Annotated in this window: 14 protein-coding genes and 1 pseudogene; 4 read left to right on the top strand and 11 right to left on the bottom strand. The window is 72.9% G+C overall.

Going from position 1 to position 16,626, the window contains the following annotated elements; all coding sequences use genetic code 11:
- Positions 1–14 precede the first annotated feature (14 nt).
- The 4 genes and pseudogenes from ACIPLC_RS02600 to ACIPLC_RS02615 all read left to right on the top strand — a co-directional run.
- A pseudogene (locus tag ACIPLC_RS02600) lies at positions 15–362 on the top strand (DUF4241 domain-containing protein); the annotation flags it as partial.
- A 451-nt stretch (positions 363–813) separates the two neighbouring features.
- Positions 814–3,267 carry a helicase C-terminal domain-containing protein gene (locus ACIPLC_RS02605; protein ID WP_400470242.1) on the top strand — a complete coding sequence of 818 codons (2,454 nt, stop codon included), beginning with the start codon at positions 814–816 and terminating at the stop codon, positions 3,265–3,267.
- 130 nt (positions 3,268–3,397) lie between these two features.
- Positions 3,398–3,889: a hypothetical protein gene (locus ACIPLC_RS02610; protein ID WP_400470245.1), complete on the top strand. Its 492-nt coding sequence runs from the start codon at positions 3,398–3,400 to the stop codon at positions 3,887–3,889.
- A 182-nt stretch (positions 3,890–4,071) separates the two neighbouring features.
- On the top strand, positions 4,072–5,049 hold the full coding sequence (locus ACIPLC_RS02615) for a LuxR family transcriptional regulator (RefSeq protein ID WP_400470248.1): 978 nt from the start codon (positions 4,072–4,074) through the stop codon (positions 5,047–5,049).
- A gap of 52 nt (positions 5,050–5,101) precedes the next feature.
- Here ACIPLC_RS02615 and ACIPLC_RS02620 read toward each other — a convergent pair whose 3' ends face one another.
- From ACIPLC_RS02620 to ACIPLC_RS02670, 11 genes are all read right to left on the bottom strand, one after another.
- Entirely contained in the window at positions 5,102–6,061 is a 960-nt protein-coding gene (locus ACIPLC_RS02620) for an aldo/keto reductase (protein WP_400470250.1), read from the bottom strand.
- Entirely contained in the window at positions 6,036–6,971 is a 936-nt protein-coding gene (locus ACIPLC_RS02625; protein ID WP_400470253.1) for a lysylphosphatidylglycerol synthase domain-containing protein, read from the bottom strand. The genes ACIPLC_RS02620 and ACIPLC_RS02625 overlap by 26 nt, the downstream gene beginning before the upstream one ends.
- 206 nt (positions 6,972–7,177) lie before the next feature.
- Positions 7,178–8,176: a glycosyltransferase family 2 protein gene (locus ACIPLC_RS02630; RefSeq protein ID WP_400470256.1), complete on the bottom strand. Its 999-nt coding sequence runs from the start codon at positions 8,174–8,176 to the stop codon at positions 7,178–7,180.
- Complete coding sequence (locus ACIPLC_RS02635) at positions 8,169–9,347, bottom strand: endonuclease/exonuclease/phosphatase family protein (RefSeq protein ID WP_400470259.1); 1,179 nt, start codon at positions 9,345–9,347, stop codon at positions 8,169–8,171. The genes ACIPLC_RS02630 and ACIPLC_RS02635 overlap by 8 nt, the downstream gene beginning before the upstream one ends.
- Positions 9,341–10,333, bottom strand: coding sequence for a decaprenyl-phosphate phosphoribosyltransferase (locus ACIPLC_RS02640; protein ID WP_400470262.1), 993 nt, complete (start codon positions 10,331–10,333; stop codon positions 9,341–9,343). The genes ACIPLC_RS02635 and ACIPLC_RS02640 overlap by 7 nt, the downstream gene beginning before the upstream one ends.
- A 17-nt stretch (positions 10,334–10,350) precedes the next feature.
- Positions 10,351–11,412: an NAD-dependent epimerase/dehydratase family protein gene (locus tag ACIPLC_RS02645; RefSeq protein WP_400470265.1), complete on the bottom strand. Its 1,062-nt coding sequence runs from the start codon at positions 11,410–11,412 to the stop codon at positions 10,351–10,353.
- An 18-nt stretch (positions 11,413–11,430) separates the two neighbouring features.
- Positions 11,431–12,453, bottom strand: coding sequence for a glycosyltransferase family 2 protein (locus ACIPLC_RS02650; protein ID WP_400470268.1), 1,023 nt, complete (start codon positions 12,451–12,453; stop codon positions 11,431–11,433).
- A gap of 12 nt (positions 12,454–12,465) precedes the next feature.
- Positions 12,466–14,067: a Rieske 2Fe-2S domain-containing protein gene (locus ACIPLC_RS02655; protein WP_400470271.1), complete on the bottom strand. Its 1,602-nt coding sequence runs from the start codon at positions 14,065–14,067 to the stop codon at positions 12,466–12,468.
- 27 nt (positions 14,068–14,094) lie between these two features.
- Positions 14,095–14,340 carry a hypothetical protein gene (locus ACIPLC_RS02660; RefSeq protein ID WP_400470274.1) on the bottom strand — a complete coding sequence of 82 codons (246 nt, stop codon included), beginning with the start codon at positions 14,338–14,340 and terminating at the stop codon, positions 14,095–14,097.
- Between the two features lie 109 nt (positions 14,341–14,449).
- Positions 14,450–14,626 (bottom strand): hypothetical protein, encoded by a 177-nt coding sequence (locus tag ACIPLC_RS02665; protein WP_400470277.1) that lies wholly within the window; start codon positions 14,624–14,626, stop codon positions 14,450–14,452.
- A 314-nt stretch (positions 14,627–14,940) separates the two neighbouring features.
- Positions 14,941–16,482, bottom strand: a complete 1,542-nt coding sequence (locus tag ACIPLC_RS02670) for an MFS transporter (RefSeq protein WP_400470280.1) — start codon at positions 16,480–16,482, stop codon at positions 14,941–14,943.
- Positions 16,483–16,626: the final 144 nt, after the last annotated feature.

Raw genomic sequence — 16,626 nt, forward strand, 5'->3', positions numbered from 1 at the left:
CGGACAAACCGACTGTCGAGTGGACACTGGCCCTGAGCGACGGCCGGGCCCTCGACAACCTTGAGAACACGGAGTTCCTCGGCTACGGCGTCGACGCCGGGACTGGCTGTTTCATCGATGCCTCCGCCGGGGCCCCGCTCGGCGACCTGCTGGGCGAGGATTACGAACTCCTGACGAGGGCCCTGTTCGGTGAGGAGAACTTCATGGTGCGCACGCCAGTTGTTCTTCTGACCCCAAGAGCGGCCGCAGCCTCGTTGCTTCCTCTTGGGGCTGGGGCGGCCACTACCCGACATGGATCGGCCGGAACATCGCAGGCACGATCACCGGCTTCGTATCGGAGCTCTTCGTGGTACCGCCGCTGAGCCGCGGCCCCGTCGACGAGTAGCACTGACAGCGCCGACGCCAGATCGTGGTCTCAGTTCTGGTCTCATTCAGCCCCGTCCGGGCAGGTTCAACCCCTGCCCCGACATTCACTCCGCCACAGTTCAGGACGGGCGCGAACCCCGGCGGACCCCATTCGGGAGAATTGGAAAGCGTGTTGGGGGCAACCCCTCACGAGTTCGAATCTCGTATCCTCCGCCGGCAGAAGGCCCGGACCGTTTCAACGGTCCGGGCCTTCGTCGTTTTCTTGCTGCGGGGACACCGCCGGGTGAGCTCCGCACGCCGGGCGGTTCGGTTGCACGGGTCAGGGGACAGGGGACAGGGGACAGGGGACAGGGGCGGGGAATGAGACTTCCGCCCTCCCGTGATGCGCCATTCTTGGAGTCCCCGTCCGGCACCGGTGCCGGACGGTGTTCTCTCCCAGTCGGTGAGGTGGTCTCCATCAGCAAGGCAAGCGGGTCGGCCCTGGCCACGTGGCTGCACGGGCTCGACACCCCCGCGTTGGAACGGGTCCTGGCGGCGCGCCCGGACGCGGCGTCGGCGCCGGAGCCGCGGTCGGTCGGTGAACTGGCGGACCGTCTTCAGCGCCCGGCTTCGGTGGCGCTGGCGCTGCCCCGGCTCGTGTTGCCGTACCTACAGGTGGCGGAAGCTCTGGCCGCACTCACGCCGACCTCGCGGGACGCCCTGGCGGGTCTCCTGGACGCGACGGACGGGGAGCGCGCCCGCGGCCTGGAGGCGGCGCTGGAGGCGCTGGCCGATCGTGCGCTGGTGTGGCCGGACGGCGACGGGCTGCTGCGCGTGGCGGCGCCGCTGCGGCAGGCCTGGAGCACGCCGCTGGGGCTGGGCCCGCGGCTGGCGCAGTTGCTGGCGGACACCACCTCGGACGAACTGGGCCGCATGCTGGCAGCACTCGGCGTCAAGCCCGCCGGCACCGGCAAGCAGAAGCGGCTGGCGGCGCTGGTCGACCACCACACCGATCCGGCTCGGGTCGCCGCGCTGGTGGCCGGGGCTCCCGCAGCCACCCGGAAGCTCCTTGAGCGGCAGGCGGGTCGGACGCCGGAGCAACCGGGCTTCATCATGTTCGGGACTCCGCAGCCCGATTCCGCGCCGGGCGAACGATGGGCGCTGGAACGGGGGCTGCTGATCCGGGGCCGCCACTGGTACGGCTCGGCCCGCATGCCCGCCGAGGTGGCGCTCACGCTGCGCGGCCCCGACTGGCACGCCCCCTTCACGCCCGCTCCGCCCGTCGTGCGGTCGGCCTCCGTGACCGCCGTGCGGATCGAGCAGGAGGCGGCGGCCGCCGCGCCGGCTTTCGCCGCCCACGCCGCCTCCGTCCTCCGGGTGTGCTCCGCCGCTCCCCCGACCCGGCTGAAGGCCGGCGGGATCGGCGCCCGCGAACTGTCCCGGATCGGCAAGGCCGCGAAGTGCGACGAGATCGTGGTGCGCCTCGCGTTGGAGACGGCGGGCGCGGCCGGGCTGTTGGCCCGGGACGGTGACCGGGTCGCGGCGACCGCGGCCTACGACGCCTGGTCCGAGGAGGAACCGGCCGACCAGCTCGCCGTGCTCCTCCGGGCCTGGTGGACACTGCCGCTGACCCCCGGCGGGAGCCGCGACGAGGACGGGAAGGCGCTGCCGGCCCTCGCCGGGACACCGCCCTGCGGGGGCTGCGCACAGGCCCGACACGGGCTGCTCGCAGCCGCGTCCCGGCTCCCGGCGGGCGAGGGCGCGACGGACCCGGCGGACCTGGGGCCGCTGATCGGGTGGCACCGTCCGCTCGTCGACGAACTCCCCCAGGACGCCGCCCCGTTCGCCACCCTGATCCGCGAATCGGAACTGCTCGGCGTACTCGCCCTCGGGGCCCTGTCCCCGATCGGGGCCGCCCTGCTCGCCGATGACGTCCGGGCGCTGGCGGACACCTGTCGGCGCCTGCTGCCCGCCGCCACCGGGGCCGCCCGCTTCGGCAGCGATCTCACGGCCGTGGTCGCCGGCACGCCGTCAGCGGCCCTCGTCGCCCTGCTGGATTCCGTCGCGGACCGGGAGGCCTCCGGTGCGGCGTCCGTGTGGCGGTTCGGCCCGGGAAGCGTCCGCCGGGCCCTCGACGCGGGCTTCACCCCCGATGCGATCACGGCCGAACTGGCCGCCCTCGCCGTCGGACCGCTTCCCCAGCCGCTCTCCTACCTGATCCACGACACCGCGCGCAGCCACGGCCGGGCCCGCGTCGTCTCCGCCGCCTGTGTGATCCACGGTGAAGAGCCCGCCCTCCTGGCCGAACTGGCCGCCCACCGCACGCTCGGCCGGCTCGGCCTGCGGCAGCTGGCACCGACGGTGCTGATCAGCCAGACCCCTCCGGAGCAGACGCTCGCGGCGCTGCGGTCCGCGGGCTACGCCCCCGTCGCCGAGAAGCCCGACGGGTCCGTCCGCATCGAGCGGGCCCAGCGCACCCGCGCGGCGAACCCGGTCCCGCCACCGCGCCCGCCCGGCGGCCGGTCCCGGCCACGGCGGTCGGCGGACCGGACCGCCGACGCCCGGACCGCCGACGCCCGGGCAGCCGTCGACCTGAGCGCCCTCGCCGCCCGGCTGCGGGCCGTCGCGCCGGACGCCCCGGAGCCCGGCCCACGGGACGGCCGCCCCTACGACAGCGACACCGAGGAGATCATCGCCGGGCACGCACGCAAGCTGTCCTTCACCGATGTCCGCCAGCTCGCCCATGCCGTCGACGACGGCCTGGCGGTCACGATCGAGTACGTCGCCACCTCGGGCAACACGACCGTCCGCACCCTCAGCCGACTCGCACTGGACGCCCCGTACCTCAACGCCTGGTGCCACCTGCGGGACGACGAACGCGTCTTCACCCTCTCCCGTATCCACGGGGTGATGCTCGGGTAGCCCGCCGCGGGCGGCACTAACCGATCCTTAGTCCCGGAATTAGTCCAGGTTAGTACCTGGACACCTGGACACGCGGCGTGCAAGTATCTGTCCTGCCGCCAGACAGGCGACACGTCGGAGGGGAAGAAACATGACGCAGGACGACCAGCAGTTCATCTCGGTGCCGGTGCCGGCCCAGTACGTCACGCAGGTGTACGCGTTCCTCGCGGAGCTCTCGGGTGCCACTGCGGGGTCCGCGGTGGCGGCGTCGGCCGAGGGGGGACCGCAGGAGGACGGTGAGTGGCCGTTCGTCGAGTGGAGCGTGCAGGATCTGCGCCGGCTGACGGCCGATCCGCTAGACTCGGTGCAGGTGGTGACCGGGGTGCTCGACATCCTGGCGAAGCAGCCCGGCGAGCGGGTGAGTTACACGTCCCTGGTCGAGTTGCTCGACGTGGACCGGAAGCGGCTGCGCGGCGTGTTGTCCGCCTTCACCCGGGTCGTGCACAAGCACTACGGCCGGCGGAACTGGCCGATGAGCTGGGTGGAGGCCCTCAGCGACGGGGCCGAGTTCAAGTCCGAGTTCTTCTACACGGTGAGCGAGACCACGGCCAACCGGTGGCGGGCGGTCCGCGCCCAGGGCTGACGGCGAGCAGGCGGCCAGACGCGCAGGCGGCCAGACGCGCCGGCGGTCGGGGCGCCGGCGGTCGAGGCGAGTGGCCCGGGGGTTCGCCCATCGTGCTGCGGCGCGGAAATTGGTATAGACCTACTGGGCGCTCTCGACCTAACCTCCCTAGAGATCCGGGCAGGGATATTGGGGGGATACCTGTGCTTGAAGCTCTTGGCGTCGAGCCGGCCGCCGAGGCCGTCTACCGGCTGCTGGTGAACGAACCGGGATTCCGCGTCTGCGACATGGCCGCGCACCTGGGGTGGGACGAGGACCAGGTGCGGGCCGCGCTGAGCAGGCTGGCCGAGCTGGACCTGGTGCACCTGGAGGACGGCAGCCGCGATGCCGTGCCGTTCAGTCCGGACGTCGGCTTCGGGTTCCTGCTCTCCCGTGCCACGGCCGACCTCAGCCGCCGCCAGCGGCAGATCGAGTCGGCCGAGCAGGCGGTGACGGCGCTGAGCGCGCGCTTCAACGCCAACCGGGCCTCGCGCCACGAGATCATCCACCGGCTGGAGGGGCTGGACGCGGTCCGAAGGCGCCTGGAGGACCTGGCCGCGACCGCCGAGCAGGAGTGCCTGTCCCTGATGTCGGGCGGCGGGCAGCTGCCGGACACGATGGACGCCAGCCAGCCGCTGGACCGCCAGGCGCTGGAGCGCGGGGTCCGCATCAGGAGCATCTACCAGGAGAGCTTCCGCAACGATCCGGCGACCCTGGAGTACGTCCGCTGGTTCACCGGGTTCGGCGGCGAGGCCAGGACCGTGCCCGTCCTGCCGATGCTGCTGGTGGTGGTGGACCGGCAGACCGCCCTGGTGCCGATCGATCCGGCCGACGGCCGCGCGGGGGCCCTGGAGATCCGCACCCCGGGTGTGGTCGGCGCGCTGACCGTCCTGTTCGAGCAGTTCTGGGCGGCGGGCACGCCGTTCGGCGAGGGGCCGCGCCGGGACGAGAACGACCTGAAGCCCCAGGAGCGCGAGTTGCTGCTGCTGCTCGGCATCGGCTGTACCGACGAGGTCGCCGCCCGGCGGCTCGGACTGTCGCTGCGCACGGTGCGGCGGATGAGCTCCCAGCTGATGGCTCGGCTGGGTGCGCGCAGCCGGTTCGAGGCGGGGGTCCGGGCGGCCAAGGAGGGTTGGTTGTGACCTGGCCGCCCGGCGCCGCGGAACGCCGCGGAACGCCGCGGTCAGGCCGCGGTCAGGCCGCGGTGTCCAGCCGCCGGCGCTGGTCCTCGTCGAGCACCAGGTCCAGGGCGGCCAGGCTCTCCTCCAGCTGGGCGACGGAGCTGGCACCCACGACCGGGACCGTCGGCACCGGGTGGCCCAGCAGCCAGGCGAGCACCACCTGGTTGACGGTGGCCCCGGTCTCCTTCGCCACCTCGGCCAGGGTGGCCAACTGGGCCTCCGTCACCGGCCACTGGTACTTCTCGGAGAGCGGACGGTCGGGCCGGCAGTACGCGCCGCCGAGCAGCGGGGAGTACGCCAGCAGCAGCAGCTCCGGCCGCTGCGCGACGTACGACAGCAGTTCCTCGTCGGCGTGCTTCTGGATGCCGAAGTCCGCGTCCGGCCGCGGCCGGAGGTAGCTGTGGCGCTGCTGGACGCACCGGTAGCCGGGCCAACCCCGCTGCTCGGCGAGCTCGTTGGCGGCGGCCAGTTCCGCGGTGCTGTGGTTGCTGCAGCCGAGTCGGCCGACCTTCCCGTCGGCCACCAGCTCGGCGAAGGCGCCGAGGGTCTCCTCGACCGGGGTGGACGGGTCCGTCACGTGGGCGTAGTAGACGTCCACGTGGTCGGTGCCGAGTCGGCGCAGGCTGCCCTCGGCCGCGTTGCGCAGCGCGGCCGCGGACAGCCCCTCCATGTGCTCGGGGAAGGGGAGTTCGGGCACCGGGCGGGCTCCCGCCTTGGTGGCGAGCACCAGTTCGTCGCGGTTGCGCCGGCGGGCGATCCAGCGGCCGAGCAGTTCCTCGCTCTCGTACCCCGTCCCGCCGGGGGCCCAGAAGGCGTAGTTGTTCGAGGTGTCGACGAACGTCCCACCGGCCTCGGTGAACCGGTCCAGGATCGCCGTCGCGGTCTGCTCGTCCACAGTGGTGCCGAAGGTCATCGCGCCGAGACACAGCGCGCTGGCCTTCGGTCCGTCAACTCCGAGGCTGCGGTACAACATCAGTCTTCCCTCCCAGGGGATCGGTGGTGGTGCGGGCCGCGATCGGGGGCGTGGCGCGCCGGGATCGGGTCACCAGAATCATTACCCCGGCCGTGCCCAACTCGGCCAGTGTGCAGACCAGACGGGAGACGATCGCGGCGGCGCCCGCCGTCGTGACCGGCAGGACCGTGGAGAGGGACAGCACCAGCACCATCTCCCGGGCGCCCAGGCCGTCCGGCAGCACGATCGTCAGGGTGCCGGCGACGGTGGCGAGCGCGAAGCCCCCCACGGCGGCCGGCAGGGAGCGGGCGGCCGGTCCGTCCAGGGCGAGGACGATCACCCACAGGTGCAGGCCGGCCGAGAACCAGGACAGCAGGGCCAGGCCCAGCGAGACCCGCACCGCGCGGGCCGAGACCCGCCCGGTCGGCGGCGGCCGGCGGAACAGCCGCGCGCCGTGCTCCACCGCCGCCCCGATCAGCCCCGGGCGGACCACGAAGCAGAGCAGGACGAGCAGCGGCAGGGCGAGCCACCACGAGTTCCCGCCGAGCACCGCGGGCGCGATCCCGAGCGCGGCGAGGCAGGCGGTCAGCATGGTGATCCCCAGGCTGACCACGTAGGTCGTGATCATCCGCCCCGCCGTGGCCCCGTACTCGGCGCCGAGCTGCACGTGCGCGAGCAGCCCGAAGACCGGCGTCGGGAGGAACTTGCCGAGCAACCCGCAGAAGAAGATCCGCGCGGTGCCGAACAGGCCGATGGACGGCCCGAGGTCGTCGAGGACGGCGCGCCAGGACAGCATCCCGAGCAGCAGCCCGCCGACGTTCGTCAGGACGGACACCGCCAGCAGCGCCAGGAACCGGCCGTCCGCCATCCGGGCCACCAGGGACCAGGCCTCGTTCCGGGCCACCGCGACCAGGCCGATCACGCTGGCCACGAGGAGGGCGACGGTCAGCAGCCGGCGCCGGCCGGGCCGGATGCGGTGGGCGGCCGGGCCCCCGACCAGGCCCCCGGACGGATCGTTCCCGGACGGGTCCCTCCCGGACGGATCGTTCCCGGACGGGTCCCTCCCGGACGGATCGTTCCCGGACGGGTCCCTCCCGGACGGATCGTTCCCGGACGGGTCCTTCCCGGGTGCGTCGGTCATGAGGCCGCGAACCGCGGCCGCCGGAAGTCCCGGTCGGTGACCGCCCGGAGCGCGCCGCGGGCGACACCGGCCAACAGCGCGGTGTGCAGCAGGAAGTGGTAGCCGACGAAGCGCGGGTAGTAGGTGGCCCCCTGGTCCTTGACCACGAACCGGGCCAGCCCCGGGTCCGCCACCGCGAACCAGGCCAGGCCCAGCGCCGGGAGCACGGCCGCCTTCGGGGTCACCAGCACGAGCGGCAGGCTCCCCCAGGTGGCCGCGGCCGCCAGGAGGCCCGGCATCCGGTTCGCCTTGATCGCCCCCGGGCGGAACCGGTGGGCGCCGGCGAACGCCACCAGCAGCTGCGAACGGCGGTACTGCTCCGACAGCATGGAGCCCAGCCGCTCCTCGTCGTCGTGGCGGCCCGTGACGGAGGCGGTGAGCAGGATCGGGTACTTCTCCGCGAGCCGCTCGCTGTACTCCACGTCCTCCGACTCCCGCAGGGTCTCGTTGAGCGGCCCGATCTCCTCGAACACCGCCCGCGGCATCGCGCACATGGCGAAGAAGACGGTCTTGACCCGGCCGGTGGCCCGTCGGCGCCAGTAGTGCTCGTGCAGGACGCGGTAGCGCTCGACCTGCCCGTCGTCGAACAGCGCCCGCTTGTCCACGACCCCGTGCACGCAGCCGAGGTCGGGCTGCTCCCGCAGCAGCGCCACGGCGTTGGCGATCGCGTCCGGGGCCAGCGCGATGTCGGAGTCCAGGAAGAACAGGATGTCGCCGGTGCTCTCCGCCACCCCCCGGTTGCGGGCGACGGACACGCCGCCGTTCTGCTGCGGGATCAGCTTCACCGGGTAGCCCCGCACGATCTCCGGGGAGCGGTCGGTGCTGCCGTCGTCGACCACCAGCACCTCGTGCACGGGGTGGGTCTGGGCCAGCACCGATTCGACGACCGCGGCGATCGTCTTCTCGTAGTTGTAGTTGGGGATGATCACCGACACCGTGGGGTGGGCGTCAGCCATGGGTTCCTCCCGAAGTCGGCCTGGAGATCCAGGCGTCCTGGCGTAGATGGTCGGACGTGCCCTGGGGGCTGCTCAGGGAGTACCGGTAGGTCTTGGCGCCGTGCGCGGTGAACGCCCAGTCGAAGCGCCACCAGTCGTGCCAGCTGCCGGCGTCCCAGGACATCGGCAGGATCGTGTCGCCGGCGTCGGCCGCGTCGTGGGTGAGGCCGCGCAGCTCGTTGAGGTCGCCCATGCCGGCGTTGGTGTTGAAGTCACCGGCGATGAACAGCGGGCCGGGGTTGGCCCGGACGTCCGCCGCCAGACCGTCGAACTGCTGCTTGCGCTCGCGCTGGCGGCGGTGCACGTCCCCGGGGAAGTCCTGCGGGGGCATCCCGTACGCGACCGGGACGAGCATGTGGACGTTGTAGACCGAGAGCACCGAGCCGTCGACCGCGAGGTCGGTGCGCAGGACCTTGGCCCCGGCGAAGGCGTGCGACCAGTCGGCGTCCCCGCTCGCCCGCAGCTCCCGGTCCGGGCCGACCGGCGGCTGCGCGACGATCGGGAACCTGGACAGCGTCACCAACTCCCCCCGGGTGGCCAGGTGGTAGCCCGGGAACTCGCGCTTCAGGCGGGCGGTGTCGTCCACCTCCCTGGCACCGTCCGCGCCGGCCGCGTCGTCCCAGTGCAGGTACTCCTGGAGGAGGTACACGTCCGCGTTCTGGGCCTTGAGGTAGGCGTAGAAGCGGTCGGGGTCGACGTCGGAGCCCCAGTACTCGGTGTTCTGCGCGACGATGTGCAGCGCCCCGGCCGGCACCGTCCGGTCGGCGGCGACCGCGGCCAGGGTCAGGCCCGACTGGTCGAGCCCGACGACGAGCGAGAGCACGCCCATCGCGGCCGACCAGCGGACCCTGCTGCGGCTGCGGCGCAGCCGGACGGCCAGCACGGCCGCCAGCACCAGGAGCGGGACGCCGAGCAGGACCGGCGGCGGCGCCGCCCCCGGCACCACCCAGAACCACGCCCGCCCGGTCAGCGCCTCCTGCAACAGGCAGAAGAGCAGCCACCCGGCGCTGGCCGCGGTCAGCAGCCGTACCGGCCAGGTGGCGGCCGGGCTGGTGGCGGCCGGGCTGGTGGCACCCGGGGCAGTGGCGGCCGGGCCGGTGCGCGGCCGGAGGAACCGCGGCCGCGTCACCATGACTCCACCGCCAGCAGGACGGCGAAACCGGTCAGCCAGAGGCCACCGACCACGAGCATGATCCGATCCGTGAAGAGGGTCCGGGCCGGCTCGCCGCCGCCCTCGCTGACCAGCAGGATCTGCAGGTAGCGGGCGATGGCGAAGACCGCCAGGGGGGTGGAGAGCAGGATGCGCAGCTGTCGCATGCCGCCGTCGGCGGCGTCGTTCTGCAGGAAGGACACGTAGGCGAGCACGGTCACCGACGCGGCGAAGGTGACCATGCTGTTGAGGAAGGGGACGGAGTAGGCGCGCAGGACCGGCCGGTGCAGTTCGGACGGTCCGGTCTGGGCCGAGGTCATCTCGTGCCGGCGCTTGCCGAACCCGATCAGGATGCAGACCGAGAAGACGCAGAGCAGGAACCACGAGGAGATCGAGACCGAGGCGGCCATCGCCCCGGCGCAGACCCTCAGCACGAAGCCGGTCGCGATGACGAAGACGTCGACCACCGAGATGTGCTTGAGGACGAAGCTGTAGCAGATGTTGGTGACGGCGTAGGCGAGCACGGGGACGGCGGCGGAGCCCTCGGCCACGGAGCCCGCCAGCAGCGCGAGGTACAGCAGGACGGCCAGCACGACGGCGGCGGGGACGGGGACGGCCCCGGAGGCGATCGGGCGGTGGCGCTTGACCGGGTGCCGGCGGTCCCGCTCCCGGTCGGCGAGGTCGTTGACGACGTAGGTGGCCGAGGACGCGACGATGAAGAGCACCAGGACGGACAGCGCGCTGCCGACCGTCCGCCACGGCGTGGTGCGGGCCTCCAGCAGGGGCAGCACCAGGACGACCGCGTTCTTCGACCACTGGTACGGCCGGACCAGCCGCAGCAGGCCGCGCACCAGCGAGCCCGGCCCCGGTTCGCCCGGGAGTTCGCCGGGCGGGGGCCCGGCGCCTCCGTCGGGTGGATGGGAGGGCGGACCGACGATGCCCTTCCGGTACTGGCTCGTAGTACTCAATTCCGTTCCCTTCGCTGTCAGAAGAAGACCTTGACCGTGCGCAGGGCGCCTTCACGCCAGCGGTCGGAGTGGGTCCGGCCGGTGGTGCCGGCCACCGCGGACCGGTTCGCGCGGTACCAGGTGAAGCTGCGCTCGATGGCGGTGGCATTGGTGTGGCGGGGGGTGAACCCGAGCACCTCGCGGGCGCGGGAGATGTCCACGCAGGAGTCCCGGGTGAGCTTCTGGACGAGCCGCCCGTAGACCGGGGAGAGCTTGAGGGCCGCCAGGGTCCGCAGCGCCGCCTTCGCGGGGGCGAGCGGCAGCGGGACGACCCGTTTGCCGTGGCCGGCGAGGTCCAGGACCACCTGGCAGTCCTCGCGGAACGAGCCGTACTCGGCCGCGCCGACGTTGAACTCGCGGTTGATCCGCTCGGCGGGCATGGTCAGCATCGCGACGACCAGGTCGACCAGGTCGTCGACGTCCAGCATCTGGTTGAGCGTGCCGCCCCCGCCGAGCACCGGGAAGCCCCGGCCGTCGAGCGCCCAGTCGAAGAGCATCGCGAAGACGCCCAGCCGGCCCGGCCCGATGAAGGTCTTGGGGCGCAGGACGGGAACGCACATGCCCTGGCGGCGGAAGTCGGCGCAGATCTCCTCGGCCGCGATCTTCGCGGCGTTGTACGGGTCGACCGGGACGAGCGGGTGGGACTCCGGGGTCGGGGTCCGGTCCGGGATCCCGTACACCGCGGTGGACGAGATGTGCAGGACCCGGTCGACCCCGGCCCGCCGGGCGGCGTCGAGGACGGTGCGGGTGCCGTCGACGTCCACCGAGCGGATCTCCGCCGCCGGGTGGCTGGGCAGTGCGGCGGCGCCGTGGACGACCACGTCGGCCTCGGCGGCCAGGCGGCCGAGCAGGGTGCGGTCCCGGACGTCCCCGACCACCGCCTGCACGGACGGCAGGGCGGAGAGGTCGGGCGGCAGCGGCCGGCGGTCGAGCGCGACGACCCGGTGCCCGGGTGAGGACCCGAGCCGCCGGACGAGCGCGCTGCCGAGGAAGCCGGCCGCGCCGGTGAGCAGGAGGTGTTGGGGGCGAACAGCAGTCATGGGTGTCCTGCCAGCGGCTCAGACGGTCGGGGAGTGGGCGGACAGCGGGCGCTGCCGGTACAGCAGGCGGAACCGTCGGCTGCAGAGCCACTGGCCCGCTCCGACCGCGGCACCCGCCGCCACGGCGGCGCCCGCCAGGAAGTGCAGGGCGGTGTAGCCCACCGCCGTCCTGACGCCGCGTTCGTCGACCAGGAAGGCGTGGAAGCCGCGGTCGGCCAGCACCGCGCCGGCCGCCAGCAGCGCCGTGGGCAGCAGGGTCCACGCGGACAGCAGGGCCAGCGGGAGCGAGGCCACCGCGCCGGCGGCGGCGAGCGCGGCGAAGGCGCGCTCGCGGGTCTCGAATCCGCGCATGAAGCCCCGGTGGTCCACGTAGAGCGGTACGCGCAGGCGCGCCCGGCGGAACAACTTGCGGACCAGGCCGGATAGTTGCTCCTCGTCGTTGTGGCGTCCCACCACCTCGGCGCTGAGCTCGATCCGGTGCCCGGCCGAGAGCCGGACCCCGAAGTCGATCTCCTCGGTCTGGCGCAACGCGGGGTTGAGGCCGCCGGCCTCCAGGAACAGCGACCGGCGGATGGCCGCCAGGGCGGAGAACCACGGGGTGACGGTGCCCTCGGAGCTGATCCGCCAGTAGTAGGACTGGAGGATCCGGTAGTCGCCGACCCAAGTGGTCGGCAGCAGCGGGTACTTGTCGGTGATTCCGCAGACCGATCCGACCGCCGGGTCGGCGGCCAGCTGCTCCACCGCCCGGGCGACCGAGGTCGGCGAGAGGCCGACGTCGGCGTCCAGGAAGAAGAGGATCTCGCCGCGGGCCTCCAGGGCGCCGCGGTTGCGGGTCTCGGCCGGGCCGGCGTTCCGCTCCTGGCGGACCAGCCGGCACGGGTGCCGCTCGGCCACCTCGGCCGATCCGTCGGTGCTGGCGTCGTCGACGACGACGATCTCCAGGTTGGGGTAGGTCTGGGCGGCCACCGCCGCCAGGCAGGCGGGCAGCGTGCGGGCGTCGTTGTAGAGCGGGATGACGACCGATACCAGGGGAAGGCTCATGTTCGGTCCTGTTCAGGCTGCGGGGATCCGGGCCAAGTCCGGGGCGTCGTCGCCCTCGGCCACTCGCGCCTCGCTGATGATCTTGCGGTCGTCGCTGGTCAGGCAGCGCCCGGTGGCCAGGTCGAACTCCCAGTCGTGCAGTCGGCAGGTGAGGATGCCGTCCCGGTGGGATCCGAACCGGACCAGGTCCGCCTTGAGGTGCGGACAGAGCCGCTGGACGACGTAGTCGCCGGCCCGGGCGCGGTCCTCGGTCTGGCTCAACTCCGCGTAGTAGCCCTCGACGTAGGACATCCGCTCGGTCGAGAGGGAGGCGAAGAAGGTCGTCACGAACTCGTTGAACGGCCCCTTCCTGGCGGCCTTGAACCGGCAGGACAGGAACAGCTCGTTCGCCCAGTCCGGGCAGCGCTCGGCGACCAGCCGCTCGACCAGCGGCCGGGGCAGCTCAAAGCGGTAGCGGCACTCCTCGCCCGCCCAGCGCGCCACCCGGCGGTCCAGGAAGTCGAAGACGATCTGCTCGCCGGCCCCCGGTTCGTCGTCGACCACGTCGACCACGTCGACCAGGATCCGGCCGTTGATGCCGGTGCAGGTGTGGTCGGCGTGCCGGAGCAGCGGCTCCACCCACTCCTGGAGGCTGTGCAGCAGATCGGTGCGTCCGGTCGGCCAGCTCTCCCGCTCGGCCCGGATCTGGCCGGCCCGGCGCTCCCGGTAGTCGAGCAGGTAGCCGCGTCGGTCGTCGCGGATCCGGGCGATCGTCCGGTCGTCGACCTGCCGCAGCTCCAGGCCGCGATCGGGGCCGAGCTCGGCCACGGTTCCGGGCAGCAGCAGGTGGGCGTTGGACACCCCGCGCTCCCGCAGGAAGTCGAGGAAGACCCACTGGTCGGGGAAGATGTTGGACTCGTCCCTGTCCAGGTCGTTGAGGTGGAACAGGTCCTCGTCGAGGAAGCACGGCGGGCCGGCGAACGGGAAGACGTGCTCGGCCCGGTACTGCTCGATGTAGTTCAGCGCGCGGATCATGCCGTTGCGGCGCTTGCGGCGGCCGATGGTCTGCTTCATCCGGGCGGGGAAGTCGTAGACCATCGGGTACCAGAGCGCCCCGGAGTACTGCAGGAAGTGGCCGGCGAGCGGGCCGAAGGCCGCGATGCGGCTGTCCTCGACCGGCCGGGCGTCGTTCTGGTTGAGGATCCGGGTGCCGTTGTCGTCGATCAGGATCGCCGAGTCGCCGATCGGGCCGTCGGTCGGCGAGGTGAGCGCGTTGATCATCACCTGGACCGAGCCGTCCAGCCGGGTCGGTTCGAGGTCCCGGGTCTGGACGAAGTGGCGGAACCCGAGGTCCTCCATGGCCGTTCGGAGGTCCCGGACCGGGTAGTCCGGCAGCAGCACCACGGTGTCCTTGGACATCCGCGTCCGCAGCCACTCGGCGTCGAAGTGGTCGTGGTGGAGGTGGGAGACGTAGAGGTACTCCGCGGTGTGGAGTTGAGCCGAGTCCAGCGCCTCGTTGTCCGGGAAGGGGAACCAGGAGCCGAAGAAGGCGGGGTTGAACCAGGGGTCGCACAGGATGCGGCCGGCACCGGTCTCCACGAGCAGACCGGCGTGGCCGACGGATGTGATGCGCATGAGTCTCCAAGTGACGGTCCGCTGACATCAGGAGGGAGCGGCCTGCGGGCCTGGCGGTCGGCCGAGCACGTTGAAGTCCGCGATGACGAACCCGGCGAGCGCCGGCGAGTCACCGAGGAGCCGAAGGGCGATGGCGAGGGCCCGGCCGGCGGCGTCGATCAGATCGCAGCCGGCGAGGTACAGCGTCAGCCGGACGGCCCGGACGGCCACGTGGACGTGGAGGTGTTCGACACCGTCCTCGGGCGACAGCAGGCGGTCGAGCGCCTCGGCCACCGCCCGGGCGGTCGGGCGGGGGGCCTCCGGCGGCTCCGCCGGGGCGGCCAGCAGGACACAGGCGAGGTGAACGGGAAGTCCCGGGCGGGTGGCTCGGCGTCCGGCCGGGTCAGCCCCAGGAGAATCCGTCGCCCAGCGCGGCGGAGACCGCGGGGGGCGACGCCTGGACGGAGGCCCCGGCCGCTCGGCCGGGGACCGGGGAGCCGCCGGCCGGCGCGACGGCCGGCGCGAGGAATCCGGTCGTCGCGCGGGGGGCGAAGGTGCGGGAGCGCGCGGAAATGGGCATGAGGACGACCTCGGGAAGTGTGGGTGTGAGTGCGGGCCGCGTTCGCATCGCGGCCTCGGGCGGGCTCAACAGTCACACACGGCCCCGGCCTGGTTCAGTGAACAGCCCTGGCACCAACCGCCTGGCCGGTTCGGGCCAGCGCGGGAGGTCCGGGCACCCCCGGGAGAAGCTGGGGGATTGCTCAGATTGGCAGGTTCCGGTCAGACGGAAGGTGCCAGCGGCCGCCTCCGGCCCCGTCCCGACATGTGGGACGGGGCGGCGCGGAGAGGTCGGGCCGGGCCGGGCCGGGGCGGGCGGGGCCGGAGCGGGCGGGCTCAGCCCGCCGGCTGGACGGCCGGCTCGGCAGCCTCGACCTCGGCTGCGGCCGCGTCCTCGGCCGGGCCCGCCGCCGGACCGGGCTTGCGGCCGTCCCGCATCAGCACCAGGGTCAGCCCCGCGGCCGCCAGGACGGAGATCCCGCCCGCCGTGAAGGTGACGGAGGCCGCGGTGTTGAACGCGTCGCGGGCGGCGGCGGCCAGTCCGCCGTCCCCGGTGCTCGCGGCGAGGGCGAGCGCGTCGGTGATCGCGTGCTTCCCGGCGGTGGGCGCGTCGGTGGGCATCGCACCGGTGTAGGTGCTGGACAGGACGGTGCCGAGGATGGCCACGCCCAGCGCGGAACCGGACTGCTGGATGGTGTCGTTGAGCGCGGAGCCGACGCCGGCGTGCTCGCCGGGGATGGCCCCCATCAGCGCGTTGGACGCGGCCGGCATCCCGAGGCCGGAGCCGACGCCCAGCACCAGCATGGCCAGGGCGACCTTGACGAAGCCGTCGCCGACCGAGAGCGTGGCCAGCAGCCCGAACCCGGCCGCGATGACCAGCATGCCGGCCGAGGTCATCACCCGCGGGGCGACCTTCTTGCCGAGCACGGCGCCGACCGCGTTGAACACCAGCGAGGCGACGGCCAGCGGGATGAACGCCAGGCCGGTGTCGGTGGGCGAGAACTTCAGCACGAACTGCAGGTACTGGGTGAGGACCAGCATCAGGCCGCCGGTGGCGAAGGTCAGCAGGACGAGCGAGAAGCTGGCGCCGGTGAACACCCGGTTGCGGAACAGCCCGAGCGGGACCATCGGCGAGTCGGTCCGGACCTGGCGGACGGCGAACCCGCCCAGCGCGAGCACCCCGACGGCGAGCGTGCCGAGTGTGCCGGGGCTGGTGATGCCGTCCCGGGGCAGCACGATGATCGACCAGACCAGCGCGGTCATCCCGGCCATCGAGAGCACCATGCCGGGCAGGTCGGGCCGGCGCCACGGCCCCTTGGACTCCGGCATCAGCAGGACCGCCGCGACGATGGCGACCGCCGCGACCGGCACGTTGAGCAGGAAGACCGCGCCCCACCAGAAGTGCGCGATCAGCGCACCGCCCAGCACCGGCCCGCCGACCAGGCCGATCATGGCCACCGCGCTCCACGCGGCGATCGCCTTGGGCCGTTCCTCGTCGTCGAAGACGGTGATCAGGATGGAGAGCGTGCTCGGCATGACCAGGGCTCCGCCCACGCCCATCAGCACGCGTCCGGCGATGAGTTGGCCGGGGCTGTCGGCAACGGCCGCGACCAGGGAGGCGGCGCCGAACAGCACCAGCCCGATGATCATCACCTTCCGCCGGCCGAACCGGTCGGAGAGGCTGCCCGAGGTGAGCAGCAGCCCGGCGAAGACCAGGATGTACGAGTCGATGATCCACTGGATGTCCTGGGCTCCGGCCTTGAGGTCCTCCGCGATCGGCGGGATGGACACCGTGAGCACCATGTTGTCGACCACCAGCACCAGGCTGCTGAGACAGAGCACGACCAGGATGAGCCAGCGACGCGGATGACGGTCCACCGCGATCCCCCTTCGAAGTGAGTGCGCCGGCCGCAGCCGGGCGGAAGTCGTCGCGGGCACGCCGCACCCCGTCCCCACCGGGTGCGGCGCGCTCCGCTCCGCACACTGTACGGAGACCGCACACTGTTCGCAACGCCGAACAGT

Origin of the sequence: Kitasatospora sp. NPDC086801 (genome assembly GCF_044745805.1) — a bacterium.
In the GTDB taxonomy this organism is placed as follows: Bacteria; Actinomycetota; Actinomycetes; order Streptomycetales; family Streptomycetaceae; genus Kitasatospora.

Excerpts from the sequence above, each read along its gene's own strand:
- ACIPLC_RS02610 (WP_400470245.1), top strand. The coding sequence starts at position 3,398 with ATGACGCAGGACGACCAGCAGTTCATCTCGGTGCCGGTGCCGGCCCAG.
- ACIPLC_RS02620 (WP_400470250.1), bottom strand. The coding sequence starts at position 6,061 with ATGTTGTACCGCAGCCTCGGAGTTGACGGACCGAAGGCCAGCGCGCTG.
- ACIPLC_RS02630 (WP_400470256.1), bottom strand. The coding sequence starts at position 8,176 with ATGGCTGACGCCCACCCCACGGTGTCGGTGATCATCCCCAACTACAAC.
- ACIPLC_RS02635 (WP_400470259.1), bottom strand. The coding sequence starts at position 9,347 with ATGGTGACGCGGCCGCGGTTCCTCCGGCCGCGCACCGGCCCGGCCGCC.
- ACIPLC_RS02645 (WP_400470265.1), bottom strand. The coding sequence starts at position 11,412 with ATGACTGCTGTTCGCCCCCAACACCTCCTGCTCACCGGCGCGGCCGGC.
- ACIPLC_RS02650 (WP_400470268.1), bottom strand. The coding sequence starts at position 12,453 with ATGAGCCTTCCCCTGGTATCGGTCGTCATCCCGCTCTACAACGACGCC.
- ACIPLC_RS02655 (WP_400470271.1), bottom strand. The coding sequence starts at position 14,067 with ATGCGCATCACATCCGTCGGCCACGCCGGTCTGCTCGTGGAGACCGGT.
- ACIPLC_RS02665 (WP_400470277.1), bottom strand. The coding sequence starts at position 14,626 with ATGCCCATTTCCGCGCGCTCCCGCACCTTCGCCCCCCGCGCGACGACC.